This is a genomic window from Parvibacter caecicola (assembly GCF_003725335.1).
Taxonomy (GTDB): domain Bacteria; phylum Actinomycetota; class Coriobacteriia; order Coriobacteriales; family Eggerthellaceae; genus Parvibacter; species Parvibacter caecicola.
On the sequence record NZ_QIBY01000004.1, the window covers coordinates 1 to 25821 of the forward strand.

At 64.2% G+C, this 25821-nt stretch carries 19 protein-coding genes and 1 tRNA gene; 1 reads left to right on the forward strand and 19 read right to left on the reverse strand.

Annotation, left to right across the window (positions count from 1 at the left end):
* Window positions 1-476 precede the first annotated feature (476 nt).
* From tyrS to fusA, 13 genes are all read right to left on the reverse strand, one after another.
* On the reverse strand, window positions 477-1688 hold the full coding sequence (gene tyrS / locus DMP11_RS03790; protein ID WP_123185183.1) for a tyrosine--tRNA ligase: 1212 nt from the start codon (window positions 1686-1688) through the stop codon (window positions 477-479).
* Between the two features lie 78 nt (window positions 1689-1766).
* On the reverse strand, window positions 1767-4301 hold the full coding sequence (locus DMP11_RS03795) for a U32 family peptidase (protein WP_123185184.1): 2535 nt from the start codon (window positions 4299-4301) through the stop codon (window positions 1767-1769).
* 154 nt (window positions 4302-4455) lie between these two features.
* Window positions 4456-4980 carry a hypothetical protein gene (locus DMP11_RS03800; RefSeq protein ID WP_123185185.1) on the reverse strand — a complete coding sequence of 175 codons (525 nt, stop codon included), beginning with the start codon at window positions 4978-4980 and terminating at the stop codon, window positions 4456-4458.
* Window positions 4981-5141: 161 nt separating this feature from the next.
* On the reverse strand, window positions 5142-7397 hold the full coding sequence (locus tag DMP11_RS03805; protein ID WP_123185186.1) for a transglycosylase domain-containing protein: 2256 nt from the start codon (window positions 7395-7397) through the stop codon (window positions 5142-5144).
* A 138-nt stretch (window positions 7398-7535) separates the two neighbouring features.
* A complete protein-coding gene (gene argH / locus DMP11_RS03810; RefSeq protein WP_123185187.1) occupies window positions 7536-8924 on the reverse strand; it encodes an argininosuccinate lyase in 1389 nt (462 codons plus the stop codon).
* Window positions 8925-8954: 30 nt separating this feature from the next.
* Window positions 8955-10286, reverse strand: a complete 1332-nt coding sequence (locus tag DMP11_RS03815; RefSeq protein ID WP_123185188.1) for an argininosuccinate synthase — start codon at window positions 10284-10286, stop codon at window positions 8955-8957.
* Between the two features lie 498 nt (window positions 10287-10784).
* A complete protein-coding gene (locus DMP11_RS03820) occupies window positions 10785-11213 on the reverse strand; it encodes an FKBP-type peptidyl-prolyl cis-trans isomerase (RefSeq protein ID WP_123185189.1) in 429 nt (142 codons plus the stop codon).
* Window positions 11214-11614: 401 nt separating this feature from the next.
* Window positions 11615-12346, reverse strand: coding sequence for a GltB/FmdC/FwdC-like GXGXG domain-containing protein (locus tag DMP11_RS03825; RefSeq protein ID WP_123185190.1), 732 nt, complete (start codon window positions 12344-12346; stop codon window positions 11615-11617).
* Window position 12347: 1 nt separating this feature from the next.
* Window positions 12348-13703, reverse strand: coding sequence for an NAD(P)/FAD-dependent oxidoreductase (locus tag DMP11_RS03830; RefSeq protein WP_123185191.1), 1356 nt, complete (start codon window positions 13701-13703; stop codon window positions 12348-12350).
* A gap of 1 nt (window position 13704) precedes the next feature.
* Window positions 13705-14169, reverse strand: coding sequence for a 4Fe-4S dicluster domain-containing protein (locus DMP11_RS03835; protein ID WP_123185280.1), 465 nt, complete (start codon window positions 14167-14169; stop codon window positions 13705-13707).
* A gap of 5 nt (window positions 14170-14174) precedes the next feature.
* A complete protein-coding gene (locus DMP11_RS03840) occupies window positions 14175-15680 on the reverse strand; it encodes a glutamate synthase-related protein (RefSeq protein ID WP_123185192.1) in 1506 nt (501 codons plus the stop codon).
* Window positions 15673-16878, reverse strand: coding sequence for a class II glutamine amidotransferase (locus DMP11_RS03845; protein WP_123185193.1), 1206 nt, complete (start codon window positions 16876-16878; stop codon window positions 15673-15675). Before DMP11_RS03845 ends, DMP11_RS03840 begins: the two co-directional genes overlap by 8 nt.
* Window positions 16879-17066: 188 nt before the next feature.
* On the reverse strand, window positions 17067-19136 hold the full coding sequence (gene fusA, locus DMP11_RS03850; protein WP_170155474.1) for an elongation factor G: 2070 nt from the start codon (window positions 19134-19136) through the stop codon (window positions 17067-17069).
* 412 nt (window positions 19137-19548) lie between these two features.
* Here fusA and DMP11_RS03855 point away from each other — a divergent pair, with 412 nt between their 5' ends.
* Window positions 19549-19791 (forward strand): hypothetical protein, encoded by a 243-nt coding sequence (locus tag DMP11_RS03855; RefSeq protein WP_123185194.1) that lies wholly within the window; start codon window positions 19549-19551, stop codon window positions 19789-19791.
* Between the two features lie 302 nt (window positions 19792-20093).
* On the opposite strand, the gene DMP11_RS03860 is transcribed toward DMP11_RS03855, so the two are convergent.
* The 6 genes from DMP11_RS03860 to DMP11_RS03885 all read right to left on the reverse strand — a co-directional run bounded on the left by DMP11_RS03860 (window position 20094) and on the right by DMP11_RS03885 (window position 25714).
* A tRNA-Ala gene (locus tag DMP11_RS03860) sits at window positions 20094-20169 on the reverse strand.
* 57 nt (window positions 20170-20226) lie between these two features.
* Complete coding sequence (locus tag DMP11_RS03865) at window positions 20227-21072, reverse strand: Mrp/NBP35 family ATP-binding protein (protein ID WP_123185195.1); 846 nt, start codon at window positions 21070-21072, stop codon at window positions 20227-20229.
* 152 nt (window positions 21073-21224) lie between these two features.
* Complete coding sequence (locus DMP11_RS03870; protein WP_123185196.1) at window positions 21225-21521, reverse strand: CDP-alcohol phosphatidyltransferase; 297 nt, start codon at window positions 21519-21521, stop codon at window positions 21225-21227.
* A gap of 186 nt (window positions 21522-21707) precedes the next feature.
* Window positions 21708-24182, reverse strand: coding sequence for a homocysteine S-methyltransferase family protein (locus DMP11_RS03875; RefSeq protein WP_123185197.1), 2475 nt, complete (start codon window positions 24180-24182; stop codon window positions 21708-21710).
* 3 nt (window positions 24183-24185) lie between these two features.
* Window positions 24186-24851 (reverse strand): vitamin B12 dependent methionine synthase, encoded by a 666-nt coding sequence (locus DMP11_RS03880; RefSeq protein ID WP_123185198.1) that lies wholly within the window; start codon window positions 24849-24851, stop codon window positions 24186-24188.
* On the reverse strand, window positions 24851-25714 hold the full coding sequence (locus DMP11_RS03885) for a methylenetetrahydrofolate reductase (protein ID WP_235869387.1): 864 nt from the start codon (window positions 25712-25714) through the stop codon (window positions 24851-24853). Before DMP11_RS03885 ends, DMP11_RS03880 begins: the two co-directional genes overlap by 1 nt.
* Window positions 25715-25821: the final 107 nt, after the last annotated feature.

Below are 25821 nucleotides of genomic sequence, written 5' to 3' on the forward strand. Positions count from 1 at the left end.
ATTGGAAAGCCGATTGGCTTTCATAAGTTGTCTCTCAAATGGAATCTGCCCTGCCCTCTCGGGCGGGCGGGTCTTCCTAAATCGAAAGTGATGTCACTCTGACTTCTCTCGCGCTCCCCCTCTCGGGGAAGCGCTCTGCAGTATCCGGTTCTCAAGGTGCCGCGGGATGCTCCCGCCGCGCTGCTCTCGCGAGCGGCGCAAGGAATAATATTAGCAGCTTTCAAATCAATTGCAAGAACTTTTTTCAAAAAATTTTGCAGTGGCAAAACTGCCTACTGTGCATCGCTATTCCGCTTCGCTGCACAGCCCGCACCAAAAGTGTGGAGGAAATAAATTAGTACTTTACCTCCGTGAAATCAAGCTCCTATTTTTACCATCACATTTTCTTCACTATCACTTACGTAAAAGAAAACCGCCGGCCCCCACTGCGGGGACCGGCGGCCTAAGCGGCGCAATAGGCAGGTGCGTGGCTGCAGCTACACCAGGCGCAGGAACTTGCGCTTACCCACCTGGATCTTGGCGCCCTCCAAAAGAGCGGGATCGACGTTGTAGGACTTGGGGGGCAAAGCTTCCCCGTTCACCTTCACCCCTCCCCCGTCGATGAGGCGACGGGCTTCGCCTACGCTGGGGGCCAGCCCCGCATCGTGCAGCAATTTGGCCACATACACCAGCCCCTCGCTATTGGGGATGAGGTCGGCGGCGAACTGGGGGGCGTCCTCGGGAAAGTCGTGGTTCTTGAACAGGGCGTCGAAGGCTGCTTCTGCTTCCTGGGCCGCCGCGTCGTCGTAATAGGCGGAAACGATATTGCGGGCCAGGGCGCGCTTCACCTTGTTGGGGTGCAGCTGATCGGCGGCAAGCCCCGCCTCGATTCTATCGATTTCCTCCACCGACTCGTTGGAGGCCAGGCGGTAGTACTTCACAATCATTGGGTCGGGAATAGACATCACCTTGCCGAACATGTCGTTCGGCTCGTCGGTGAGGCCGATGTAGTTGCCGTAGCTCTTGGACATCTTCTTCACGCCGTCGGTGCCCTCCAGAAGCGGAAGGGTGAGGCACACCTGGGGCTCCATGCCCATCTTTTCCATCAGCTCGCGGCCGGCCAGCAGGTTAAACAGCTGATCGGTGCCGCCCAGTTCCACGTCTGCCTTGATGACCACCGAATCGTAGGCTTGCATCACCGGGTACAAGAACTCGTGCAGGCTGATGGGCTGGCTATTCGCGTAGCGGTTGTGGAAGTCGTCGCGCTCAAGGATGCGGGCCACGGTGAAATTGCTGAGCAGTTTCAGCAGATGCTCCATGTCAAGCGCAAGAATCCACTCGGAGTTGTAGCGCAGGGTGGTCTTTTCAGGATCGAGCACTTTGAAGGCCTGGTCCACGTAGGTTTGGGCGTTCTCTTGAATCTGCTGGCGGGAGAGCTGCGGACGAGTGGAGTTGCGGCCAGAGGGGTCGCCGATGAGCGCGGTGCCGTCGCCGATGATGAGGGTTACCTGGTGCCCCAGATCTTGGAACTGCCGCAGCTTGCGCAGGGGCACCGCATGGCCCAGGTGGATATCGGGAGCGGTGGGATCTACGCCCAGCTTGATGTTCAGGGGGTTGCCCCGCTTCAGTTTCTCAAGCAGCGCCGATTCAGGGACAATCTGCGCGGCTCCGGATGCGATAATGTGCAGTTGTTCTTCCGGTGAAAGCATGGGCTCTTCCGTTCCTTCCGTATGTCTTTACTTGCCCGCCAAGGAGCGGTGGTGATTCTAGCACATGGGCCGCTGGGGCTAGGAGACCCCGCGATGCAAATGGCCGCTGGTGGTGTTGGGCATCTTCGCCAGCGAGTTGCCGTCCGCCTGGGCTACCGCCAGCGCCCGCTTCACCCGCCCCACCGCCTGGGCCGTTTCTTCGCCGTTCATCAGCGTGGAGTCGATGAGGAAGGCAGTGACGCCGGCCGCCAGCAGCTGCGGGATGTCGGGCACGATGTCCAGCTGCACCGAGTTGTAGAGATGGCTGCGGCCCAGGGCATCGGTAACCACCGGGAACTCGTAGCCCTTGCGATCGCGCAGTACATGGGCGCCCTTGCGGCGGGTACAGCTGTCGCAGTTCTGGGCGCAGGGGCCCTTGGCCATCAACAGGCAGTGCTCGCAGGTCATGAGCTCTTGGGCGCCGATTACGGTAAGGCCCAGCTCCAGCGGCCGTACATCCCCCAGTTGCTTGATTTGCCCCAAGGTGAGCTCGGGGGAAAGCCAAGCGCGGCTGGCCCCGAAATCGGCGGCCGCCTGCAGGGCGGGAAGGTTGCAAAGCGGCAGGTGCGGGCCCACTGCCACCACGGCTTTGGTGGCAGTGGCGGCCTCCAGCCCGCCCAGGCTGTCCACGAACAAACTGTCGGCGCTCGCGATGGCGGAAGCCGCCGGGTTGGCGGGGTCGGAAAGGGCGCTCTCCCGCGTGCCTTCGCAAGATTCGTGACGGACCACCGGCAGTGCCAGCGTGCACTGCTTGGGGTAGCCGGCGCTCTCCACGTTGGCGCTGAGAACGCCGGCTACCTGGGCGGTTCCCCGGCGGTAGTTCAGGGCGGGCACGATGATCTCTGCGGCGCCGGCCCGCTTCGCCGCCCGGGCGCACACGGGGTTGGTGGCCCATACGGCTATGGTGCAACGCCCCAGCTCCTTGCGCTGCGGAGCCGGCTCCTTCTCCACCTTGGGAAGGCGCCGCTGCTTCCAGGGGGCCAAAAGAGCCTCGGTGAGCCGATCAAGCGCCTGGGCGCGCACGTGGTGCAACGTGGAAAAGCCCATGCCGGCCCTCTCGTCGAGGTGGAGCCGGAAAGAGGCGATGCAGTAAGGGGTCTGCCCCAAGCGATCGATATGGGCCTGCACCCCCTCCGCATCCAAAGGGCGGGAGCGGGCGGGCTCCACCACCGGGCCTTCCGCCTCCACGGGGCCGGGCGCGGCGCTAAATTCGGCCAAACGGCAAAGCATGCGACGCTGCACCGGCGAGATGTCGGGGCTGCTCGGATCGGCGAGGGCGAACCGCACGGACACCGGCTGCCCCATCTCGATAGTGGCGTCGCAGGCAAGGGGGATGCGCGGCGCCAGGGCATCGTCGTCGAAAGCGGCTTCGGCGCTGCGAACGCGAAACACCCGGTCGCCGGTGGCAACGCCGGGCAGCGCCGCCGGAGCGAAGGGGGCAAGCCTCCCCTCTCCCGTGAAATGATCGACGGTGAGGGTAAGGGGCTGATGGCCTTTGCGGGTCCAGAACTCCACCACGTCGCCCGGCATCAGCGGTTTGGCAGACTTCAGCACCAGCTTGCCGCCCTTGGCAGAAGCCATCTTCCCCACGGGCACGCCGCGGTTGTTCGGCCGCTGGTAACTCATGATGTCGTTGCCCCGCTGGCCAGACAGATAGGCGGTGGTGAACCCGCGGGAGAACGTGGCCGCCAGCTGCTCTTGCTCTTGGGGACTGGCGGCGCCGGTGCCCGCGGCCGCCAGTTCGCGATCGAGCAGACGGCGGTAGGTGGACACCACGCTGAACACGTATTCCGGCGACTTCATGCGCCCCTCTATCTTGAGGGAGGAAACCCCGGCGGCCACCAATTCGGGAAGCAATGGAGCAGATGAGAGGTCTTTGGGGGAAAGCAGGTGCTCGCCGGCCACATCGGCCGACTTGCCGGTGCTGCAGTCCACCAGCTGGTAGGGCAGCCGGCAAGCCTGGGCGCACAGCCCGCGATTGGCGGAGCGGCCGCCGATCATCGACGACATGAAGCACTGGCCGGAGTAGCAAATGCAGAGCGCCCCGTGGGCGAAGGCTTCCACCTCCATCCCCATCTCACCGGCCGCCTGGGCGAGGATGCCGATTTCGCACAGATTGAGCTCGCGGCCTAGGGTGACGCGCTTGGCCCCCAGCCGCGCGGCGGCGGCCAGACCGTCCAGATCGAGGGTGTTCATCTGGGTGGACGCGTGCACCCGCGCCTGGGGCAAGGTTTTCCGCAAGCGGGAGGCCAGGCCGATGTCCTGCACAATGAAGGCATCGGCGCCAGCGCGCCATGCTTGGCGGGCGCATTCGAGGGCGGCGTTCATTTCTTCCGGCAGAATGACCACGTTGAGGGCTACGTACACGGCAACGCCGCGCAAATGGGCGTAGTCGCAGGCCTCCTCCAGGGTTTCCAGGGTGAAGTTGTCGGCATTGCGACGGGCGTTGAACTCATCGAGCCCCAAATACACCGCGTCGGCCCCTGCGGCCACAGCGGCGTGGAGGGCCGTCATGTTTCCGGCGGGCGCCAGCAGCTCAACTGACTTGCGGCCTTCGGCGATTCCGTTGTCCATAGTGGTTCCTGTTCTTGATCGGTCATAGAAAAAGCGGCCCCGCGAGGCCGCTTGATGTCAGCTTTTCCTCTTGCCCATTATCACAGGTTCGGGAAAAGGGGCACGCCGCAAGAGGGGCGGCTCGCTTTTTTCCCAGACAAGCGGACGGGCGGCCTTACTGGTCGGAGCGCAGCTCGGTAACCTTTTGGTCGCCGGCCCTGAGCGCCTGCAGCCCCGTGTCGTAGGCGGACTGGATGGAGGACAGCCGCTGCTCATAGGTGGAGTAATCGAAGGGCTGCTGGTCGGTGGCCGAGTCGATCTCGGTGTAGAGATCCACGTAGCCGCTGAGGGCCTCTTTCAGCGAGGCGCAACCGTCGGAATAGTACTCCTGCACTTCCTTGAGGGCCTCGGGCGGCTGCAGCTGATCCAGTTTGTCCAGTGCGGCGAAGGCGCCGTCGGCCTGGGTTCGCATGGACACCACGTCGTTGCGGGACACCGCGTCGTCGAAAGCCCCCAGCTTGGTGCTGAGCTCTTCCACCGCCTGGTTCACCTGGGCCATGTACTGGCTGTTGGCGTTGGCGTTCTCGCCGGTTGCCGCCTGCTGCGGGCCGGCAACGCATCCGGCCAGCGCGAGGACAAGCCCCGCCACGGCCGCCAGGGCCAACACTTGCTTGCATGCGCTTTTCAGCACCTTCTGCATGTTTCATCTCCTATTCGCAACTGCCTTCTGGCAAAGCAGCATCGGGATGGCCCAACGCCGCTTGCGGATTTCAATCACTAAGGGTAGCGCTTCCGCCCTGTCCCTTTCCAGACGGGCGCTGGTGCGTAATCGCACCGTTTCCCCGCGCGCCGGCCCAGGGCTTACTGCCCCTCTCCCCCACCTGAGGGAGGGCCGGGATCGGGCTCGACAGGAGGGTCGGGCTCGGTGGGCGGGTCGGGCTGAACAGGAGGATCGGGCTCGGTGGGCTGGGGATCAACCGGCACCGGCTCTTGGGGCCCCCCGTTGGCGCCGCCATTGGGCTCAGTGGGATCGGTGGGCTCGGTGGGCTCGGTGGGCTCGGTGGGGTCCTCCTCTTCCGGCTCCTCCTCATTGTCCACCTCGTTTCCCGACTTGCTACCGAAATAACCGCCGATATGGTACTCGGAATTGTAGTAGTTCTTGTCGTACTGGGGCTTGTCCGCAGTGGGGAACTGCTCCAGGTTGTTGGGATCGAGCACCTGGTTCAGGAAGTTAGCGAACACGTCCGCCACCTTCCAGCCATCGGGCATGCGCTCGGCGTCCACGTAGTCGCTGCGGTCACCCATCCAGATGGCAACCGAGTACTGGGGGGTAATGCCGCAGAACCACACGTCGGCGTACTCGTCGGTGGTGCCGGTTTTGCCGGCGGCCACCTGGCCCGACTTCAGGCGGGCGGCGCGGCCGGTGCCGTCGCCGGCGGTAATCACGCCCTCCATCACCTCAACGGTGGCAGCGGCAACCTCCGGGGAAACCACCCGCTCACCTTCGGGATCATTGTTGTCCACGATGGTGTTGCCCTTGCTGTCCACGATGCGCTCGATGCACTCGGCGTCGTAGTGGATGCCGCCGTTGGCCAAAGTGGCATAAGCGTCGGCCATTTCCAGCGGAGTGACCGAAGAGGTGCCCAGCGTAATGGAGCCGGTTTCGGTAAGAGTGGATTCGATGCCCAGGCGATAGGCCATATCCGCCACCTTCATGGGGTGGATGGCCATGCACAGGCGGGCGAAGGCGGTGTTCGACGACACGTGGAATGCGCTGGCAATGGTACGGGTGCCGTAGTCGATGTTGCCGTAGTTGTGCAACTTCCAACCGGGGAACTCCACCTCGCGCCCGGCGTCCACCAGCAAGTTGGGGTCGATACCCTCTTCGATGGCGGCGGCCAACGTGAAGGTTTTGAAGCTCGATCCCGCCTGACGGCCGGTGCCGCCCGTGCCAGTTGCCATGTTCACCTGGGTTTCCTGGAAATCCTTGCCGCCCACCATGGCGCGGATGAAGCCGTTGTCGGGATCGATGGCCACCATGGAAACCTCGAAGGGCTCCCCGATGTCGTCCTCCTTTTCCTTGGCCGCGGCTTCGGCCGCCTTCTGCACATCCACATCGAGGGTGGTGTACACCGAAAGGCCGCCCTTGAAGATCTCATCGCGGGAGTAGGCGTACTTGCCCGAAGCGCTGGTGAGCTGGTCGCGCACGTAAGCGGTGAAGTAGTCGTAGGCCAGGATGCCGTTCTGGGACTGCTCGTGCACGTTCAGCACAATGGGCTCTTGCTTGGCGGCATCCGCCTCCTCGCGGGTGATGACGTTGTTGGACATCATGCGGTCCAGCACCACGTTGCGACGCTTTGTGCACTGGTCGATGTTGTCGATGGGGTTGTTGTAGGTGGGCGACTGCGGGATGCCGATGAGGGTGGCCGCCTCCACCAGGGTGAGGTCCTTCGCCGACTTGGAGAAGTAGCGCTGCGAAGCCGCCTCGATGCCGTAAGCGCCCGAACCGTAGTTGATGGTGTTCAGGTACATCAGCAGGATTTCGTCTTTGGTGTACTTCTCCTCCAGCTTCATGGAGATGTAGGCTTCGCGCACCTTGCGGGCCAGCGTGATGTCGTTCATCTCGTCGCTTAAGATGGTGTTGCGCACGAACTGCTGGGTGATGGTGGAAGCGCCCTCCAGCTGGCCTCCCATCAGGTTGTTCACCAACGCGCGGCCGATGCCCCACAAGTCCACGCCGCCGTGGCTGTAGAAGCGCTCGTCCTCAGTGGCCACAGTGCCCTTCAGAACGTAGTCGCTGATTTGGTCGATGGCCACCGGCTCGCGGAACTCCAGCTGGAACTCCGCCAGCACCGTGGTGCCGTCGCTGGCGTACACCACCGTGGGCAGCGACGCGTTGTAGGCGTCGGCGTCGGCGTAGTCGGGCAAGTCCTCCAACCACGTGTTCATTACGGAAATGGCGCCGAAACCCAGCGCTGCGATAACGGCCACGATGATGGTGATCACCATCAGGAAGCCGGTTTTCTTTTGACTGATCGTTGTGCCGGGGCGGCCTTTCATAGCCCGAGAACCCATGATCACCTCCACATAGTAAATGTCGGGTTCGTATTCTACCATCGCAGCTTTGCGCGCATAGGTTCTCTACGATTCCGCGATAAAACGCCAACAAGGCGGCAACGGCAGCCCGGGGAAGCATCACAAAAAAAGCCCCGAACGAATCGGGGCCTTTGAGGGCGATATGGGAATGGGGCGCCACTAGAGGGCGGCGGCGTCTGACTCCAGTTGCTGTTGGGCTTCGGCCATCTGCACCTTCACCGCTTCGTGGCCGGTGCCGCCGTAGGTGGTGCGGGCGGCCACGATGACGGGCAGATCCAGGCATCCGGCGATGTCCGCCTCGAAAAGCGGGCTCTCGTTTTGGAAGTCCTCCAGGGTGAGGTCTTCCAGGCCGCAGCCCCGCTGCTCGCACAGGAGCACCAGGTGCCCCACCGCCTCGTGGGCCTGGCGGAAGGGCAGCCCCTTTTTCGCCAGGTAGTCGGCCACATCGGTGGCGGCCATGTAGCCCTTCTTCGCTTGGGCCATCATGGCCCCGCCGTTCACCGTCATGGTGGCCACCATACCCGCCGCGCAGCGGTAGCAGTCCTCCAGCGTATCGGCGGCGTCCATGGCCCCTTCCTTGTCTTCCTGCAGGTCTTTGTTGTAGGCCAGCGGCAGCGATTTCAGCGTCATCATGAGCGCCATCAGGTCGCCCACCACCCGGCCCGACTTCCCCCGAATCAGCTCCGCGAAGTCCGAGTTTTTCTTCTGGGGCATGATGGAGGAGCCGGTGGAATAGCTGTCGGCCATGGTAACGAAACCGAATTCGCTGGACGACCACAGGATGAGCTCTTCGCACAGGCGCGAAAGGTGCAGGCACGACACGCTGCAGGCGTAGATGAGGTCCAGCAGGAAGTCGCGGTCGGACACGGCGTCCAGCGAGTTGGGGATGGGGCGTGCGAACCCCAGCGCCTGGGTGGTGGCAAAGCGGTCGAGGGGGTAGGTGGTGCCCGCCAGAGCCGCCGCCCCCAGCGGGTTGGCGTCCGCCGCCTTGCGGGCAGCGGCCAGGCGCTCGAAATCGCGGGCCAGCATCCAGGTATAGGCCATCAGGTGATGGGAGAACAGCACCGGCTGAGCGTGCTGCAGGTGCGTGTAGCCGGGCATCACCGCATCGGGGTGCTGCTGCGCCTTTTCCAGCAGCGTACGGCGCAATTCAAGGTTGGCCTCCATCAGCTGGCCGGCCCGCTTCTTCATGTACAGGCGCGTGTCGGTAGCCACTTGGTCGTTACGGCTGCGGCCGGTGTGCAGTCGCTTCCCGGCATCGCCGATGCGCTGGGTGAGCACGCTTTCGATGGACATGTGGATGTCCTCGTTGTTGATGTCGAAGGGAAACTCCTCCGCTTCGATTTCCCCTCTGATGGCGGCCAGCCCCTCCGCGATGGCCTCGGCATCCTGGGCGCTGATCACCCCTTGCTGGGCCAGCATGGCGCTGTGGGCCAAAGAGCCGGCAATGTCTTCGGCGTACATCTTCTTGTCCACGGGCAGCGATGCGCCGAAACGCTGGGTGAACTCCCCCACCTGCTCCTGGAACCGGCCAGACCAAAGTGCCATCGAATTATCCTTCCTTACCGCGCGAAACCGCTACACCAACTGCGACTGAGCCTGGGCCACAATCTCTTCCGCCTCTTCCACCAGGCCCTCGCCCAGGTGCTGGTTGGTGGCGTCCACCGTGGCGAAGGAGTCCATGCGGACGCCCATGGCCAGGCGGTTTTCGGCCCACACCTTGCAGGGCAGCGCGTGCAGGTCGATGAAGCCCTTGGCCGCCTGATGGTCGAATTGGTCGTCGGCGGCATAGGTGGCCAGCTCGTAGGTGTACAGCGAGAAGTCGCTCTTGCGGCCCACCACGGTGCAGCTGCCCTTGTACAGCTTCAGCTTCACCGTGCCGGTGACGCACTGCTGGGTGCTGGCCAGAAACGCGTCGAAGGCGTCCTTCAGCGGCGAGAACCACAGGCCGTTGTACACGCACTCGGCCCAGCTTTGCTCGATGCCCAGCTTGTAATGGAGCACGCTGCGCTCCAGGCACAGGTCCTCCAACGCCTTGTGGGCCATAATCAGGGCAAGCGCGCCCGGAGCCTCGTAGCACTCGCGGCTCTTCACCCCCACCAGCCGGTTCTCGATCATGTCGATGCGGCCGTAGCCGTTGCTTCCGGCGATGTCGTTCATGGCGTACACGATGTCCAGGTAGCTCATGGGCTTGCTGTTCAGCCCCACCGGCAGGCCCGCTTCGAACTGGATGTCCACATAGGTGGGCACGTCCGGCGCCTGCATGGGGTCCACGGTCATGGTGTAGATGTCAGCCGGCGGTTCGGCCCAGGGATCCTCCAGCACGCCACACTCGATGGCGCGGCCCCACAGGTTGTCGTCGATGGAATAGGGCGAGGCGTTGGTGGTGGGCACGGTGATGCCGTGGGCGGCGGCCCATTCCATCTCCTCTTCACGGGACTTGAGATCCCAGTCGCGCACCGGCGCGATAATCTGCAAGGTGGGGTCGAGCATGGTGATGGACGACTCGAAGCGCACTTGGTCGTTGCCCTTGCCGGTGCAGCCGTGGGCGATGTACTTGGCTCCGTACTGGTGGGCGATTTGCACCAGATGCTTGCAAATGAGCGGACGCGACAGGGCGCTCACCAGCGGGTACTTGTTCTCATACATGGCGTTGGCCGCAAGCGCGCTGGACAGGTACTCTTCCGCGAAGGCCTCGCGCATGTCCACCACGTGACAGGCGATGGCGCCGGTGGAAAGGGCCCGCTGTTTCACCAGCTCAAGCCCTTCGTGGTCTTGGCCAACTTCGCCCACCACGGCAATGACGTCCAGATTGTACTTGTCCTGCAGCCAGGTGATGCACACCGAGGTGTCCAGGCCACCGGAATAAGCCAGCACTACTTTTTCTTTGGGGGTGTTCTGCGTTTCCATCTCTCTCTTCCTTTCAAACGCACAAGGGGCTTACGCTCGGAAGCAGGCAACAAGAGCAGGAAACGATGTCTTCACAGGGAAAGGGAGGGCGCAACCCGATTGCTGCTTGCGAAAAGCCGAATTTCCCCCGCGAGCCGAGCAACTCGCAAAACTTAAGCGCCCATCAGGCGCTTACGGGGAAGGCTTGAATCAAGGCGAACTTTAACGTCGTCGCGCTTGATCAGCCGCAACGGCTCGTCGGCCTGCAGCAGCAGAAACACGAACGCTCGCGAAGCGCACAGCGCCCAGGCCGCAGGCCCGGTTCATCTGATATGCGCTTTCGGTATTCAAAAGGTTTTCTCCTCGCGTTCGGTTGACGGTATAGTAGCCCTCTTTTGTTTCGGCGCAATGAAATTTCCCCAGAAGTTTTCCGAACGGCGCCGAGCGGCGGGGCGAACGCGGGCAAAAAGAAAGGCGGCCATGGAGGCCGCCTGTTCGCAATCGGTTGCCAAAAGAGGGCTAGTCGTCCACTTCCACCAGTTCAAGGGCGAAGTTCAGCGCTTTGCCCGCCAAGGGGTGGTTCATGTCGAAAGTGGCCACGCCGTCTTCGATTTTTGTGACGGTGACCGGCATGGGCTGACCGCCCGGGCCCTGCATGTAAATCTGCTGGCCCACCGGCAGCTGCTCGGCGTTGGGGATGTGGGACAGGGGGATTTCCTGCACCAGCGCCTCGTCGAACTCGCCGTAGGCATCGGCCGGCTCGATGTGGATGTCGCGCTTCTCCCCCACTTCCATGGTCATTACCGCCTCGTCGAAGCCGGGAATAACCTGGCCGGCGCCGCACACGAACTCAATGGGCTCGCCGCGATCGACGGAGGAGTCGAACTGCTCGCCGTCATCGAGGGTGCCCACGTAGTGGATCTTTACCTTCTTGCCTTCGTTGCTCATGACAGATTTCCTTTCGAAAGGGATGAACATAAGTTCAGCGTTATCAGTATAGGGGAAGCGGCCCGCGGCGAAAGCGAGGGCCAAACCCACGAGCCATTCCGTCACCCAGCGTCCATAACCGCGGGATGAGGCGGAAGGACGAAGGACGTGCAAAAAGACAGATGGGGTTTCAGCTCCAGACAGATGGCCGATTCGCTCTCGCAGCTCAGGCAGAGATAGAATCTCTGCCCTACGAAAGAGCGCTGTCTCTAATGGCGCTTGGCCATCAGGTCAAAAACGGAAGCTGAGGGCTTTCCAGGTGCTTCAGGTTGACGCGCGCCGCCGCCCAAGCGTACTTCGGTACGCGCCGAGGCGGCGGGAAGCGGCAAGACGGGGCGCATGGAAGGCCCTCGGCGGAACGGCTAGTTGGCGTAGAGGGTGGCGTAGGGGCGGCTGGAGGCGGGGCGCAGGGCCCAAAAGCCAGCGCCGTCTTCGGCAATCGGCTTCCCCAGCTCACGTGCGAAGTGGCGATTGTAGGCCGCCAGCAAGGGCCGCAGCACCGCAAGCCCCTCTTCGTCCACTGGCTCGCACACCAGCCCGTCGGCAACCAGCCGCTCATCGGGGCGCCGGGCCAGGAACATCACGCCGCCGTGCATGCCAGTGGCAAGGTACTCCCCCGGCTGCCCCAAAAGCACGATGATGCCGCCGGCCATGTATTCGCCCAGAAAACTTCCGGCATCGCCGCCAATCACGATGGCGGGCACCTTTTCCTCGTACTGCTTCATGTTGATGCCCACGCGCCAGCCGCAGTTGTCCCGCACGAAAATATGGCCGCCGCGCATGGCGTAGCCGGCGGCATCGCCGCAACGGCCATGGATGACCACTTCGCCGCCGTTCATGGTGTTGCCAATCTGGTCTTGGGCGTTTCCGAACACCTCGATGGAGCCGCCGTCCATGTAGCAGGCCATGTCGTTGCCGGGAGTGCCGAATATCTCCAGCCGCTTGCCGGCGGGCATCGTGCATCCCAGATAGCGCTGGGCGAACACGTCTTCCAGCTGCACCGTGTCGGCCTGGGCCAGGGCAGCCCGCACCATCTCGTTGGCTTCGTGGAAATGCGTGGTGCCAAGGTACACTTTCTTCACGGTTGCCTCCATGTCAGCAGCCCTCCTTCCAGCCCCGCTGGTCGCGGTCGGTGGGATAGAAACGGTGCAGCCGGGCCCAACGCAACGGCTGAGGGAAATCGAGGTTTTCGGGGGCGGCCGAGAACATGGCCGGGTCCAGCTGGTCAACCGGCACGGCGTTCTCGATGAGGGCGGTGTAGATGCCGGCGTTGGCGGGACGATTCAGCAAGATGTAGCCCACGAGCCGCCCTTCGCGGAAAACGAACTTCACATAGGCGTCGCCATCCACTTCGGTCTTCACAGTGAAACCGCCGTCATCGGGTGGATTGATGCAGCCGGCCGTGAGCAGCGAGCTGTCGAAGAAGTCCACCGCGTTCACCGCGAATGCGCTGCTATAGGCCGGTGCTTCGGGCGCTTCGGCCATGGCGGCGCCGGCCACGCCCCCCTGGGCAACGGCCGCCGGCCACAGGGCGAGGGGGTGTTGGCTGCCGTCGATGGCGTCGGTCACTTGCACCAAATCGCCGGCGGCCCAAACGTCGGCTAGGCTGGTGCGCAGATGCTCGTCGCATACCAGCCCCCGCCCCTGCCGGGCGCCGGCCTCCACCGCCAGCGTGGAATTCGGGCGCACGCCCACGGCGGCCACGATGAAATCGCAGGCCATCACGGTGTCGTCCGTGAGGTGGCAGGCCACGGCGCTTCCCTGCTCCACTTCGATGTTGGCAGCGGTCACGCCCGGAAGGCAGGTGATGCCCCGCGAGGCTAGCTGCCGCTGCAGCACCTGGGCGCCCTCTTGGTCCAGCACGGCCGGCAGAATGCGGGGGGCCATCTCCAGCACCGCCACTTCGTCCACGAAACCGCACAGCGCCTCGGCCGCCTTCAGTCCGATGAGCCCGGCGCCGATTACCACACAGCGGCTGGGGCGGTTGGCCCCATGGGCCCGCTCGGTGGCCGCACGGGCCGCCTCTTGCACGGAAAGCGCCTGGTCGAGCGTGATGAACGGGTACACGTTGGCCGCCTGGCCAAGCCCCGGTATGGGGGGCATGAAGGGGACGCTGCCAGTGGCCAGCAGGCAGCGGCGGTACTCTATCTGCTCGCCGCCGGTGCAGATGGCCCGATGGGCGGCGGGGTCGAGCCGCGTCACCTGGAATTCGGGGCCCAGCCAGCGCTCCAAACGGTTCTTCTCGTAGAAGTCTTCTGGCTTGAGCCATATCTCGTCAAGGGTGGTCTTGCCCTCCAGCAGATAAGAGATGAGGGGGCGGCCGTAAGCGCTGTGAGGCTCGCTTCCCACGATGAGCACCGAACCCTCGCGGTCAGTTTTACGGATTGCCTCGGCGGCGGAGATGCCCGCAGCCGAATTGCCGATGATCAGGTAATCAACAGAAGCGGCCATATCAGTTACCCTCGCTTTCCACGTAAATCAGAGCGCGGTTGGGGCAGGCGGCAACACAACTGGGGCTTCCGGGCACCCCGGGCACTTCGCCGCACAAATCGCACTTGAAGGCGATGGGGTGGCGCGGGCCCTCCTCGATGGTCACCGCGCCGAAGGGGCACAGCGACACGCAGGTGCGGCAACCCACGCATTTCTCGGGGTTCGACGTGACCACGCCTGTTTCGGGGTTGCGGGTCATGGCGCCGGAAATGCAGCCCTCCACGCACTTGGGGGCGGGGCAATGGCGGCAATTGATGGCGATGGACAGAGTGCGGTTGCCTTCCACGCGCACGCGATTGCGCGGCCGGGGCTGCTCGAACAGAAACGCTTTCACCGGGTCTTTGCTCTTGGAATGGAACACTTTGCAGGCCACTTCGCAGCGCTTGCAGTCGATGCACCAATCCTCCAGGGCATAAATTCGCTTCATCGTCATCACTCTCCCGCGTATTTCACGCCGAGGATTTCCAGTTCCTTCTCGTTCAGGCCCACGCCGCGCAGCATGAGACGGTTCCCCCGCAGGCTGTCAACGGCGTTGATGCCCATGCCGCCCATCATTTCCTTGATCTCGTGGGTCCAGCCGTGCACCAGGTTCACCACCCGCTCGGCGGCGATCTCCGGGTTCAGGCGCCTCACCAGATCGGGCCTTTGGGTGGCGATGCCCCAGTTGCACTTGCCCGACGAGCAGTCCTGGCACTGATGGCAGCCCAGCGCGATGAGCGGCGCCGATGCGCAGTACACGGCGTCGGCCCCCAGCGCGATAGCGCGCACGATGTCGGCGGAGCTGCGGATGGAGCCGGCCGCCACCAGGCTCACCGTCGAGCGGATGCTCTCATCGCGCAGCCGCTGATCCACCGCCGCCAAGGCCAATTCGATGGGAATGCCCACGTTGTCGCGGATGCGGCGTGGGGCGGCGCCCGTGCCCCCGCGGAAGCCATCTACCACGATGATGTCGGCGCCGGCGCGCGCCATGCCGCTGGCAATGGCGGCCACGTTGTGCACGGCGGCCACCTTCACCGCCACCGGCTTGGCGTAACCGGTGGCCTCCTTCAGCGAGAACACCAGCTGGCGCAAATCCTCGATGGAGTAGATGTCGTGGTGGGGCGCCGGCGAGATGGCGTCGGTGCCCTGGGGAATCATGCGGGTGCGCGACACTTCGGCGCTGATCTTCTCCCCGGGCAAGTGGCCGCCGATGCCCGGCTTGGCCCCCTGCCCTATTTTAATTTCAATGGCGCCGGTCACGCCCAGGTAATGCGGGTCCACCCCGAAGCGGCCCGAGGCCACCTGCACTATGGCGCAGTCGGCGTACTGCTCAAGGTCGCGGTGCAGGCCGCCTTCGCCGGTGTTGAAGAACGTGCCCAGCTCGCGGGCGGCCATGGCCAACGCCTTTTGGGCGTTCAGCGAGATGGAACCGAAGCTCATGGCCGAGAACATTAGCGGCACGTCGAGCCGCAGCTGCGGGGGCAGCGGGGCCGACAGCTTCTCATCGCGCTCGTTCACCTTCAGTATCTCGGGGCGCGACCCCAGGAAAACGCGGGTTTCCATGGGTTCGCGCAGCGGATCGATGGAGGGGTTGGTCACCTGACTGGCGTTCAACAGCAAGTGGTCCCAATAGACGGGGAACGGCTTGGGATTGCCCATAGAGCCCAGCAGCACAGCGCCGGTTTGCGCCTGCTTGGCGATGTCTTGCATGGTTTCGAGCGTCCAATTGGCCGAGCCGCTGTCCACCTGCGGCCAACGGGTTATGGCCAGCGCCTGGGTGGGGCACATGACCACGCAGCGCTGGCAGTTTACGCAGGCGCCGTTGTTGGCGGTGACGCGGCCCAGCTCCTCGTCCACATGGTGCACCTCGTTGGAACACGAACGCTCGCAAACGCCGCACTGGATGCATAAATCGCCATCGCGCAGCACGCGATAGCGGGGCAGCACGTAATCAAGCATGGCTGCGCTCCTTTCTGCGGGGGTGAACTTCCACTTCATGGCGGAACGGCTTTTCGCGGGCAGGACAGTTTTCCGCCGACTCCCGGGCCTTGGCAGCGGCCACCGAATCCAGCTGCACCACGAAAGGCTGGCCCCCCTCGATGGAACGCACGTTCTCGGCATCGGGGCACACGATCTCAATGGCCGCCTGTTCGCTGGCCATATACACCATGGGGCCCTTTTCAGCCGCCATGAGCGCCCGCAGCTTCAAGCGGTCGTTCAAGGCCAGCAGCCCCTCGTCCGATCCGATGATGATGGAGAAGGGCCCGTTCACGAGCGCCGACGAGTACACAGTGCGCAGCGCTGTTTCGAATGCGGCCTGATCAGGCGGCATACGGTCAATGTCCTCCCACGACGGGGCCGCCATGATGCGGGCCGCCATTTCCTGGGAGAAGCCGTGACGGCGCGCCAGTAGGTCGAACAGATAGGTGATAACCTCGGTGTCGGTTTGCAGCTCGCAGTCGTAGCCGAATTGCTCCACGTAGCGGCGGTTGGCATCGTAGCTGGAAATTTCGCCGTTGTGCACCACCGACCAATTCAGCAGCGTGAAGGGATGGGCGCCGCCCCACCAGCCCGGGGTGTTGGTGGGAAAGCGGCCATGGGCCGTCCAGGCCCACGCATCGTAGTCTTGGATGCGGTAGAACTCCCCGATGTCCTCCGGGTAGCCCACGCCCTTGAAGGCCCCCATGTTCTTGCCGGAAGAGGCCACGAAGGCGCCGTCGATTTTACCGTTGATGTGGAAAACGTGCTGCATGGTGTATTCCGCCTCGTCAAGGCCGGAATTGGCCAAGCGCATGGGGTGGGGCGCCACAAAGTAGCGCCAGATGTCCGGCGGGTTCTTGATGGCCGCCACCGCTTCGGTGGGAATGCGCTCCTGCTTCTCGCTCATGAAGTAGCGGTCCAGATAGGCCTCGGTTTGCGCGCGCGCCTCGCGGCTTTCGTACATAATGTGGAACGCGTACAGCTCGCGGTATTCAGGGTAAATGCCGTAAGCGGCGAAGCCGCCGCCGAGGCCGTTGGAGCGGTCGTGCATGAGGGCGATGGATTTCAGGATGTCACTGCCATCGTGGCGATTTCCGCTGCGATCCATGATGGCGGCGATGGCACACCCGGACGGTATGCGCACCTGCCCTTCCCGCGGTCCTCTCGTTTCGAACATGGGATGTCTCCCCTCGCTTCGCCTATTCTTCCACCAGGGCCTGCGCCCCGAACCTCTTTCATCCTACGGAGCCTTTGTTTCGGGCACGTAAAAGGCAGGTAAAAGAAGGACGACGCGCAGCAGCGAAGAGAAACGAAGGAAGGCCGGACAAGCCGGCCTTCCTTGGGCAAAGCTATGGGGCGAAGCGGCTACTTCCCTTCGGCGCGGGACGCCTGGTAGGCCTCGATCAGCTTCTTGGTCACGTCGTGGGGCGCCTCTTCGTAACCCTCAACCTCGATGGTATAGCTGCCGGAGCCGCGGGTGAGGGAACGGAGGTCCTTGGTGTAGGTGATCACCTCGGCGTAGGGCACACGGATGCGGATGATGGTTTCGCCAGCGTCGTTGGAGTCGGTGCCCACGATGCGGCCGCGACGGGTGGAGATGTCGCCCATGATGGTGCCGGCGTACTCCTCCCCCACGGTTACGTCCATGGAAGCCATGGGCTCCAAAATCACCGGGTTGGCCTTTTCGCAGGCGGCACGGAAGCCAATGCGCGCGGCCGTCTTGAAGGCCATTTCGTTGGAATCGACGGGGTGATAGGAGCCGTCGAACACAGCGCATTTGATGTCCACCATGGGATACCCCGCCAAAAAGCCCTCGCGCATGGCTTCTTGCACGCCCTTGTCCACGGCGGGGATCAGGCCGCCGGGAATGGCGCCGCCCTTGATCTCGTCCACGAACTCGTAGCCGCCGCCGGGCAGGGGCTCCAGCCGCAGCCAGCAATCGCCGAACTGGCCGGCGCCGCCGGTTTGCTTCTTGTGGCGCCCTTGGGCCTCGGCGGATTTGCGGATGGTCTCGCGATAAGGCACCCGCACCGGCACCAGCTGCGCATCCACGCCCGTTTGCTCTTTCAGACGATTCATCAGCATGTCCACCTGGGTGTCGCCCATCGCGGTGAGGATGGTCTGGTGGGTGTCCTCGTTGCGGGAGATGCGAATGGTGGGGTCGGCCTCGGCGCTACGGGCCAGGAAGGTGCCCAGCTTGTCCTCGTCCTTTTTGTTCACCGCTTCCACCGCCACTGGGTACAGCGGTTCGGGCAGCTCAAGCGGTTCCACGGCAATCTCGCCGGTCTGGGACAGGGTGTCGCCGGCCTTCGCCTCCGCCAGCTTCGGCACCACGATGATGTCGCCGGCCTTGGCGCTCTTCACGTCCATGGGCTCTTTGCCCATCATCACGTACAGGCGGCCCAGCCGTTCCTTCTTGCCGGTACGGGCGTTGATCAGCTCCATGCCCGGCTCCAGCACGCCGGCCAGCACCTTCAGGAAGCTGAGGCGCCCCACGAAGGGGTCGGTGACCGACTTGAACACGAAGGCGGCGGGGCGCTTCGTCTCGTCGATGGCGATGGTTTCGCCGCCGGCCATCTGGTAGCGGCCGTGGGAGCGGGGGTGCGGGAAGTAAGTGGCGATGTCCTCCATGAGGTTTTGCACGCCCTGCATGATGATGGTGGAACCCACGAACACGGGGATGAAAATCTCCTGGGCGATGGCCTTGTCCAAAAGACCCTCCAGCTCCTCCTGGGTGATGGGCTCGCCTTCCAGGTACTTCATCATCAGCTCGTCGTCCACCTCGGCCACCAGATCGCACAGCTTCTCGCGGGCCGCCTCGGCCACCTCGCAGTAGGGCTCGGGGATGTCCACCACCACTTCGGAACCCACGTTCTTGTCGTAGTAATGGGCCTTCATGCGGATGACGTCGATGACGCCCTCGAAGTTCTCCGCCACTCCCATAGGGATGGTGACCGGCGCCAGGCGCGAACCGAAGCGGGCGTGCAGCAGCGCCATGGAAGTGTCCCAGTTGGCGTTCTCGCGGTCGATGTGGTTGATGTACACGGCGCGGGACAGGCGCATCTTCTCGGCTTCGCGCCACAGCTTGGTGGTCATGACCTGCGGGCCGGCAACGGCGTCCACCACAAACATGGCCATTTCGGCCGATTGCATGGTGGTGAGAGTGTCGCCGATGAAGTCGGGATGGCCGGAAGTGTCCAGCACGTTGATTTTGTAATCACGGTAAGGGATGGGGGCGATGGAAGTGCCGATGGTGAACTTGCGCTTGATTTCCTCGGGGTCGTAGTCCATGTAAGACTTGCCATCATGAGTGGTGCCCATGCGCGGTGTTTTGCCGGAAACGAACAGCATGGCCTCGGCCAGGGATGTTTTCCCGGCGCCGTCTTGGCCCACCAGCACGATGTTCCTCACGTGTTCGGTAGCAGGAGCTGCCATAATGACCACCAACTTTCCTGTTTGCGGCCGGCCGCCTTCTCCTTCGTCGTCCGGCCCGTCGGACGCGCGCGCCCGACCCCTCGGATACGACTCCGCTCGAAGCGAAGCATGTAGGTAAAGTTTACCGTATGGCGAAGGATTCCCCCTGCTCGCCGCCAAAGAAAAAGCCCCGTAATTATTTCGTTAAGAAAGGGCCTTGCGCGCCCGGTGCGGGATGGCAAAAACGATGACGCCCCTCCCCCTCCGAAACAGCGCCTGCCGGCAACGGGGCCCGCGGGCGATGAAAGGCCATTGTGAAACTGCACTTTTTCGGCTAGGGCACTTTGGCGAATCGCCCAACAGCGCCGAAGACCGGCGGCCGTACCCTGTGCCCATCGCAACAGACAACGCGCCAACCGAAAAGGAGACCATCATGTTCAAGAACATCGCCTTCAGCGATTCCGCCGACGCCGCCTACTGCGAAAAGCTGACCAAACACTTCGCAAACATGGGCATCACCCAGAAAGCCGCGCAGGACGCTGTTGCCACCCTGGTGGAGAAGAACGCCGTGCCCGACTTCATCTCCTGCGCCGCCACCCCTTCGATGTTCCCCGCCACGAAGGCAGCCCCTGCCCCTGCCGCCTCTTTCGCCGAAGAGCTCGCCTTCCAGGCATGAGCCACAAAGCGCTGACGGGGGGACGTACACTTTTGGCACGCTTCAGCGTGCCAAAAGTGTACGTCCCCCCGTCACCCCCAACGAGACATTAGGGTTGTCCCTTTGTCTCCCAAAAGTGTACGCCCCGCCACTCCTGACCAAACAGGTAGCGGGAAGGTTCCCAGGTGCCCGGAATTGGCGTGAAGAGCGGCTGAGCGTACTTAGGGTACGCGAAGGAAAGCTCTGAACGGCAAGGCCGGGTGCATGGGAAGCTTCCCGCGGACAATACGAAACGAGGGCCGTATAGGCCCTCGTGAAGTTTGTGGTGGAGCATAGGGGGATCGAACCCCTGACCTCATGGCTGCCAGCCATGCGCTCTCCCAGCTGAGCTAATGCCCCGTAAAACGTGCAAGGGATATACTACCAAACCTCAGAGATTGGTCAACACCCTTTTTTCTAAGCGGCGCAAGTTTTTTCAATCTGGTCGATGATGGAGTCCAGCGCACCTTCCACGTCGTAATCCTCCACGGAACCCTTGTCCACCAAACGGGCAAAGGAGGGGTCCAGCGGCAGGGTGGCCACCGAGGGGATCTCGTAGCGCTTGGCCACTTCCTCGCCCTGGGGCTCGCCGTAGATGAAGTGCTTCTTGCCGCAATCGTCGCACTTGAAATAAGCCATGTTCTCCACCAGGCCAATCACCGGCACCTCCATGGAGCGAGCCAGGTTCACGGCCTTGCCCACGATCATGGCCACCAGTTCTTGCGGGGCGGAAACGGTGACGATGCCGTCCACCGGCAGCGACTGGAACACGGTGAGGAACACGTCGGAAGTTCCCGGAGGCATGTCCACGAACATGTAATCGATATCGCCCCAGTTCACTTCCTGCCAGAACTGCTTGATGGCGTTGGACACCACCGGGCCGCGCCAGGCCACGAACTCGTCCTCGCGGCGCAGCATGAGGTTCACGGACATGATCTCGATGCCGGAAGCGGTGACGGCCGGGTTGATGCCGTCGGCATCGGCGGTGAGGCGGGTGTCCACGCCGAAGGACTTCGGAATGGAGGGGCCGGTGATGTCGGCGTCCAGGATGGCCACCTTGAAGCCGCGCTTCTGCATCTCGCTGGCCAGCAGGCTGGTTACCAGCGATTTGCCCACGCCGCCCTTGCCGGACACGACGCCGATGACGTTCTTGATGTTGGAGCGCTTGTTGGGCTCCAGCGAGCTGGGGCCGCTGGCCTCGGTGCGGTCGCCGCAGCCGGAAACGCCGCAGCTGGAGCACTCATGAGAGCATTCTTCTGCCATTTCTCCCTCTTTCTCATTTGCGGTGTCGGCAAACAGACGGCCGACCCATCCTCTTTGAACAGCGGACATGATAGCACAGGGCGCAAAAAAGGACGGAGCCCGTCGGCCCCGTCCTTGATTTATTCACGAGCGGAAATACAACGCGCGAGCGGCTATTCCTTGATCGACGCGTAGAAGGTGGCACCGTCGAAAAGATCGGAAATGGATTTGCCCTGCACAAACGGAAGCTCCAAGAACTCGCTGATGGTGGGCACCAGCGCACTGCAATCGACGTAATGGCCCTTGTCGTTTTTCACGGTGGTGTCCTGAACGCGCCAGTAGCGGTCGTTCACATCGGTCAGGTAGTAGGTGGCGTCATCGACGTCCATGTACATGGAATGGTTGGCGTGCAGGTACATGGGCAGGTCTTCGTAGGACACTTCCAATGCCTCTTCAGCTTTCACTCCCATAGGAGCCCCTTTCATTCGGGTTTTTCCGATGGAACAATCATACATGGAAGGCCGCAGAATTCCTGCGGCATTGCGGCGCAATTCGATAATCTTTTCCGAAGCGAAACCAAGGGGCGCCCGCGAAGGGACGAGCGCGGGCGGCGGGCCTGCGAAACGGCGCGGGGGAAACCACCCGAAACCCCCCCATCAGAGCAGTTGCTTGGCCACCTTTACGCTGGCGGCGGCGTCTTCCACGTAGAAATCGGCGCCGATTTGGGCGGCGTAGTCGGCGGTGAGCACCGCTCCCCCCACCATGACGGACACGCCGGGGGCCTCGCGCCGCAGAAGCGCGATGGTGCGTTCCATGGCCCCCACGGTGGTGGTCATGAGGGCCGACAGCCCCACCAGCCGCGCACCGGTTTCCCGCACCGCGTCGAGCACCGCCTGCGGCGCCACGTCGCGTCCCAAATCGCGCACGGCGAAACCGTAGTTTTCCAGCAGCATGCGCACGATGTTCTTGCCGATGTCGTGGATGTCCCCCTCCACCGTGGCGATGACGATGGGGGCGCTGGCAGCGGCCGGCACGTCGGCGTGCTGACCGCTGGCGGCGCTCAGCACGTCGAAGGCCGCCTTCGCCGCTTCGGCGGCGGCCATGAGCTGCGGCAAAAAGTAGGTGCCCGCATCGTAGCGGCGCCCCACCTCGTCGAGCGCCGGGCTGAGCACGTCGCCCGCGATGGCCACCGGTTCCTGCTGCGCCAGAAGCGCCGTGGCGGCTGCAGCGGCCCCATCGGGCCTGCCGGTAAGCACTGCCTGGTACAGGACGGCGGCCTCTTCTGCGGAAAACCGGGGGCTGTCGTCCGTTAAGCGCTCGGCGCCGCTGATGGCCGCGCTGCCAACGGCCGCAACGGGAGCCGCCTCTTCGGTTCCGGCATAAGCCTCCAAGTACGCGAGGCATTTGCCGTCCTGGCCGTTGATTACCTTGAACGCCCGCAGCGCGTCTTGGTAGCGGGGCTCCAACGGATTCAGGATGGGCATGTCGAGGCCCGAGGCCAGCGCCGCAGTGAGGAAGGCGGCGTTGAGTACCGGCCGCCGCGGCAGGCCGAAGCTGACGTTGGACACCCCCAGCACGGTGCGCACCCCCAGCTGCTGCTTGCACAGGCGCAGCGCCTCAAGTATCTGGGGAATTTCGTCCTGGTTGGTGGCGGCGGCCATCACCAAGCAGTCGATGGCTATGTCTTCCTGCGGAATACCGGCCGCTTCGGCCGCCTCCACGATGCGCCGGGCAATGGCGAAGCGCTCCTGGGCGGTGGGGGGAATGCCCCCTTCATCCAGCGTGAGACCCAGCACAGTGGCGCCATAGCGGGCCGCCACCGGCAGCACCGCCGCCAGGCTTTCCGCCTTGCCGGTAACCGAGTTGATGAGCGGCCGGCCCGCATAGGTGCGGCATGCCGCCTCAAGGGCTTCGGGACTCGAAGAGTCCAGCTGCAACGGCGCCGTCACCGTGGCCTGCAGCCGCTGGGCCACCGCCCGCAGCACCGCCGGCTCGTCCAGCCCCGGCACCCCCACGTTCACATCCAAAATGTCGGCGCCGGCACCCACCTGGGCCACCGCTTCCGCCACCGCCACATCGAAATCCCCCGCCAGAAGCGCCGCTTTCAGGCGCTTCTTGCCCGTGGGGTTGATGCGCTCCCCTATCACCGCGATGTTGGGGCTGTCGGGGCGCAGCTCGGCCATGGCCTGGGCGCTGGTCACTAGAAACGAAGGACGGTAGGCGGGCGCGGCAAAGGGCGCCTCCGCCAGCAACTGCCGCAAGCGGGCGATATGGGCGGGAGTGGTGCCGCAGCAGCCCCCCACCACCGCGGCCCCGGCGGCCAGGATGCCCTCCATGGCGGCGGAAAACTCGTCGGGCCCCACGTCGAACACCGTTTCCCCGCGCTCGTTCACCCGTGGCAGGCCAGCGTTGGGCTGCACCATCAGCGGACACCGGGCGTAAGGGGCCATCTGGCGCAGCAGCTCCGCCAGCTCGGCCGGGCCAAGCGAGCAGTTCAGCCCCACGGCGCTGGCCCCTATGGCGCTTAAGGTGGCGGCAGCGATGGCGGGCGTGGTGCCCATGAAGGTGCGGCCGTCTTCGCCGAAGGTCATGGTGCACAGCACCGGCAGCGCCGTGTTCTCCAAACAGGCCAGCAGGGCCGCCTTGGCTTCCAGCAGGTCGGAGAAGGTTTCCACCACTATAAGCTGGCAACCGGCCGCCTCGGCGGCGCGCGCCTGTTCGGCGAAGATGTCATAGGCCTCGTCGAAGCCCAGAGGCCCCAGCGGCTGCAGCAGCGCGCCGGTGGGGCCGATGTCGCCCGCCACCAGCGGCGCGCCGGCCTCTCGCGCGATGGCCGCGGCCGCGGCGTACACCTCCGCCACCGTTGCCCCCGAGCCCTCCAGCTTCAGGCGGTTGGCGTTGAAGGTGTTGGTGGTGATGCAATCGGCGCCGGCTTCCACGTAGCGCCGCTGCAACTGGCGAACGGCCTGCGGATGGGTGAGGTTCAGCAGGTCGGGCACCTCATGGATGGCGGCAAGCCCCGCCTCCTGGATAAGAGTGCCCATGCCGCCGTCCACCAGCAGGCGCGCCCGCCCTTCCAGGGCATCGTGCAGCAAGGGAGATTCCACGGTCATCGTGCGGGGAGCAGCCATGGGCTACCGCCTTTCCGTATCGCGCGCCTTCGGCCCGGCCAAGGGCGCAAGCCCCACCACCGCCGTGACGCTTTTCATCGGGGTCATGAGAAGGGAGGGGCCCACATGGATGCCCAGCAGCTTGTCGCCGCCGGAAAGCCGCAGCATGTCTGGCTGCAGCTGCAGGGGCAAATCGCCGTAACCGGCGCTGAAGCGCTTGGTGGGGCGGAAACCGGCCACCCGGGCCCGGCGCTCTATCTCGGCCGAGGCAGCGCGGGCCGCCTCTTCGGCCATCGAGGAAGCGCAGCCGTCGGCCAAAAGCCCCTCCAAGGGAGACAGCGCCTGGGCGCGGGCCAGCTGCCGTTCGCTTTCCATGCCGAGAGTAACCGCCAGCACCACCGCGTGGGTGCAGCCTTCCAGGAAGCGGGCGATGTCGGCACCGGGCAGCGCCACCCCCGTGCCCGCCAACTCTACCGGCCGGCCCGGGCCGCCCCATAGCAGCGGGTAGGCCCGGCCCACGCCGCGGGGCCGAGCAGCGGAAGCGCACTGGTCGGCCGCCTCCTGCAGCCGCTGCCCCAAATGCTCCGGCAGTCCTTCGCGCCGCTGCCCCAGATAGCGCAGCGCCCGCGGCAGGTCCACCGCGCACGGCAGCGGCTGGGGCCCGAACTGCACCGCAGCGGCGTCCCCCATCAGCGCAAACCTTCCGCCGCCAGCGCCTCGGCCGCGGCAAGGGCAATATCGGGCTGGTTCATGGCGTACACGTGCAGGCCGTCCACGCCCGCCTGCGCCAGCCCCACCAGCTGCTGGCAGGCGTAGCGGATGCCCGCTTGCCGCAGCTCTTCCGGGCTGTCCTCGTGCTTCGCCAGAAGCTTGATGATGGGAGCCGGCAGGCTGCTGCCGCACAGAAACACCATGCGCTGCAGCTGGCTCTTCGCCAAAAAGGGCATGATGCCGCAGGTGAGGGGCGCCGTAACCCCCGCCTCCTTCGCCTGGCGGCAAAAGCGCAGCAACACGTCGTTGTCGAAGCACAGCTGAGTGACGAAGAAATCGGCGCCGGCCTCTTGCTTCTCCTTCAGGTGCCAGAGGTTGTCGGCCGCGCTGAAGCAGCTGATGTGCCCCTCCGGATAGGCGGCCGCCCCCACCGTGAAGCCTTCCTGCTTCAGCAGCGGGATGATGTCCTTCGCGTAGAGGAAATCCCCCGGCTCTTGCCCTTCGGCCATGTCACCGCGCAGGGCCAACACCGTGGTAATGCCGGCTTCCCGCATACGGCGCACCTGCTGATCCAGGGACGCGCGCGTAGCGCCTACGCAGGTGAGATGGGCGATGCCGGGAATGGCGAATTCGTTTTGGAGAAGCGCGGCGATATCCACCGTTTGGGCCGAGTTGCCGCTGCCGCCGGCCGAGCAGGTTACCGACACGAAGCTGGGGCGCGCTTGAGCCAGTCCCGCGGCCACCGTGCGGGCGGCATCAAGCGTGAACTGCCCCTTCGGCGGGAACATCTCGACGGAAAACGGCAGGGCGAAAGCGGGGAACAGGGACGAAAGGGAACTCACTGGGATACCTCACAACGAACGGGACCGAAAGGGCAATTATACGCCCGCCCCCTGCAGCGCAGGCCAGGCGGGCCGGGGAACGCGCGAACGATGTCCGCACAAAGGCA

What these genes read in the sequence shown, in the direction of transcription:
- tyrS (WP_123185183.1), bottom strand. Translation starts at nt 1,688, where the DNA reads ATGCTTTCACCGGAAGAACAACTGCACATTATCGCATCCGGAGCCGCG.
- DMP11_RS03795 (WP_123185184.1), bottom strand. Translation starts at nt 4,301, where the DNA reads ATGGACAACGGAATCGCCGAAGGCCGCAAGTCAGTTGAGCTGCTGGCG.
- DMP11_RS03800 (WP_123185185.1), bottom strand. Translation starts at nt 4,980, where the DNA reads ATGCAGAAGGTGCTGAAAAGCGCATGCAAGCAAGTGTTGGCCCTGGCG.
- DMP11_RS03805 (WP_123185186.1), bottom strand. Translation starts at nt 7,397, where the DNA reads ATGGTAGAATACGAACCCGACATTTACTATGTGGAGGTGATCATGGGT.
- argH (WP_123185187.1), bottom strand. Translation starts at nt 8,924, where the DNA reads ATGGCACTTTGGTCTGGCCGGTTCCAGGAGCAGGTGGGGGAGTTCACC.
- DMP11_RS03815 (WP_123185188.1), bottom strand. Translation starts at nt 10,286, where the DNA reads ATGGAAACGCAGAACACCCCCAAAGAAAAAGTAGTGCTGGCTTATTCC.
- DMP11_RS03820 (WP_123185189.1), bottom strand. Translation starts at nt 11,213, where the DNA reads ATGAGCAACGAAGGCAAGAAGGTAAAGATCCACTACGTGGGCACCCTC.
- DMP11_RS03825 (WP_123185190.1), bottom strand. Translation starts at nt 12,346, where the DNA reads ATGGAGGCAACCGTGAAGAAAGTGTACCTTGGCACCACGCATTTCCAC.
- DMP11_RS03830 (WP_123185191.1), bottom strand. Translation starts at nt 13,703, where the DNA reads ATGGCCGCTTCTGTTGATTACCTGATCATCGGCAATTCGGCTGCGGGC.
- DMP11_RS03835 (WP_123185280.1), bottom strand. Translation starts at nt 14,169, where the DNA reads ATGAAGCGAATTTATGCCCTGGAGGATTGGTGCATCGACTGCAAGCGC.
- DMP11_RS03840 (WP_123185192.1), bottom strand. Translation starts at nt 15,680, where the DNA reads ATGCTTGATTACGTGCTGCCCCGCTATCGCGTGCTGCGCGATGGCGAT.
- DMP11_RS03845 (WP_123185193.1), bottom strand. Translation starts at nt 16,878, where the DNA reads ATGTTCGAAACGAGAGGACCGCGGGAAGGGCAGGTGCGCATACCGTCC.
- fusA (WP_170155474.1), bottom strand. Translation starts at nt 19,136, where the DNA reads ATGGCAGCTCCTGCTACCGAACACGTGAGGAACATCGTGCTGGTGGGC.
- DMP11_RS03855 (WP_123185194.1), top strand. Translation starts at nt 19,549, where the DNA reads ATGTTCAAGAACATCGCCTTCAGCGATTCCGCCGACGCCGCCTACTGC.
- DMP11_RS03865 (WP_123185195.1), bottom strand. Translation starts at nt 21,072, where the DNA reads ATGGCAGAAGAATGCTCTCATGAGTGCTCCAGCTGCGGCGTTTCCGGC.
- DMP11_RS03870 (WP_123185196.1), bottom strand. Translation starts at nt 21,521, where the DNA reads ATGGGAGTGAAAGCTGAAGAGGCATTGGAAGTGTCCTACGAAGACCTG.
- DMP11_RS03875 (WP_123185197.1), bottom strand. Translation starts at nt 24,182, where the DNA reads ATGGCTGCTCCCCGCACGATGACCGTGGAATCTCCCTTGCTGCACGAT.
- DMP11_RS03880 (WP_123185198.1), bottom strand. Translation starts at nt 24,851, where the DNA reads ATGGGGGACGCCGCTGCGGTGCAGTTCGGGCCCCAGCCGCTGCCGTGC.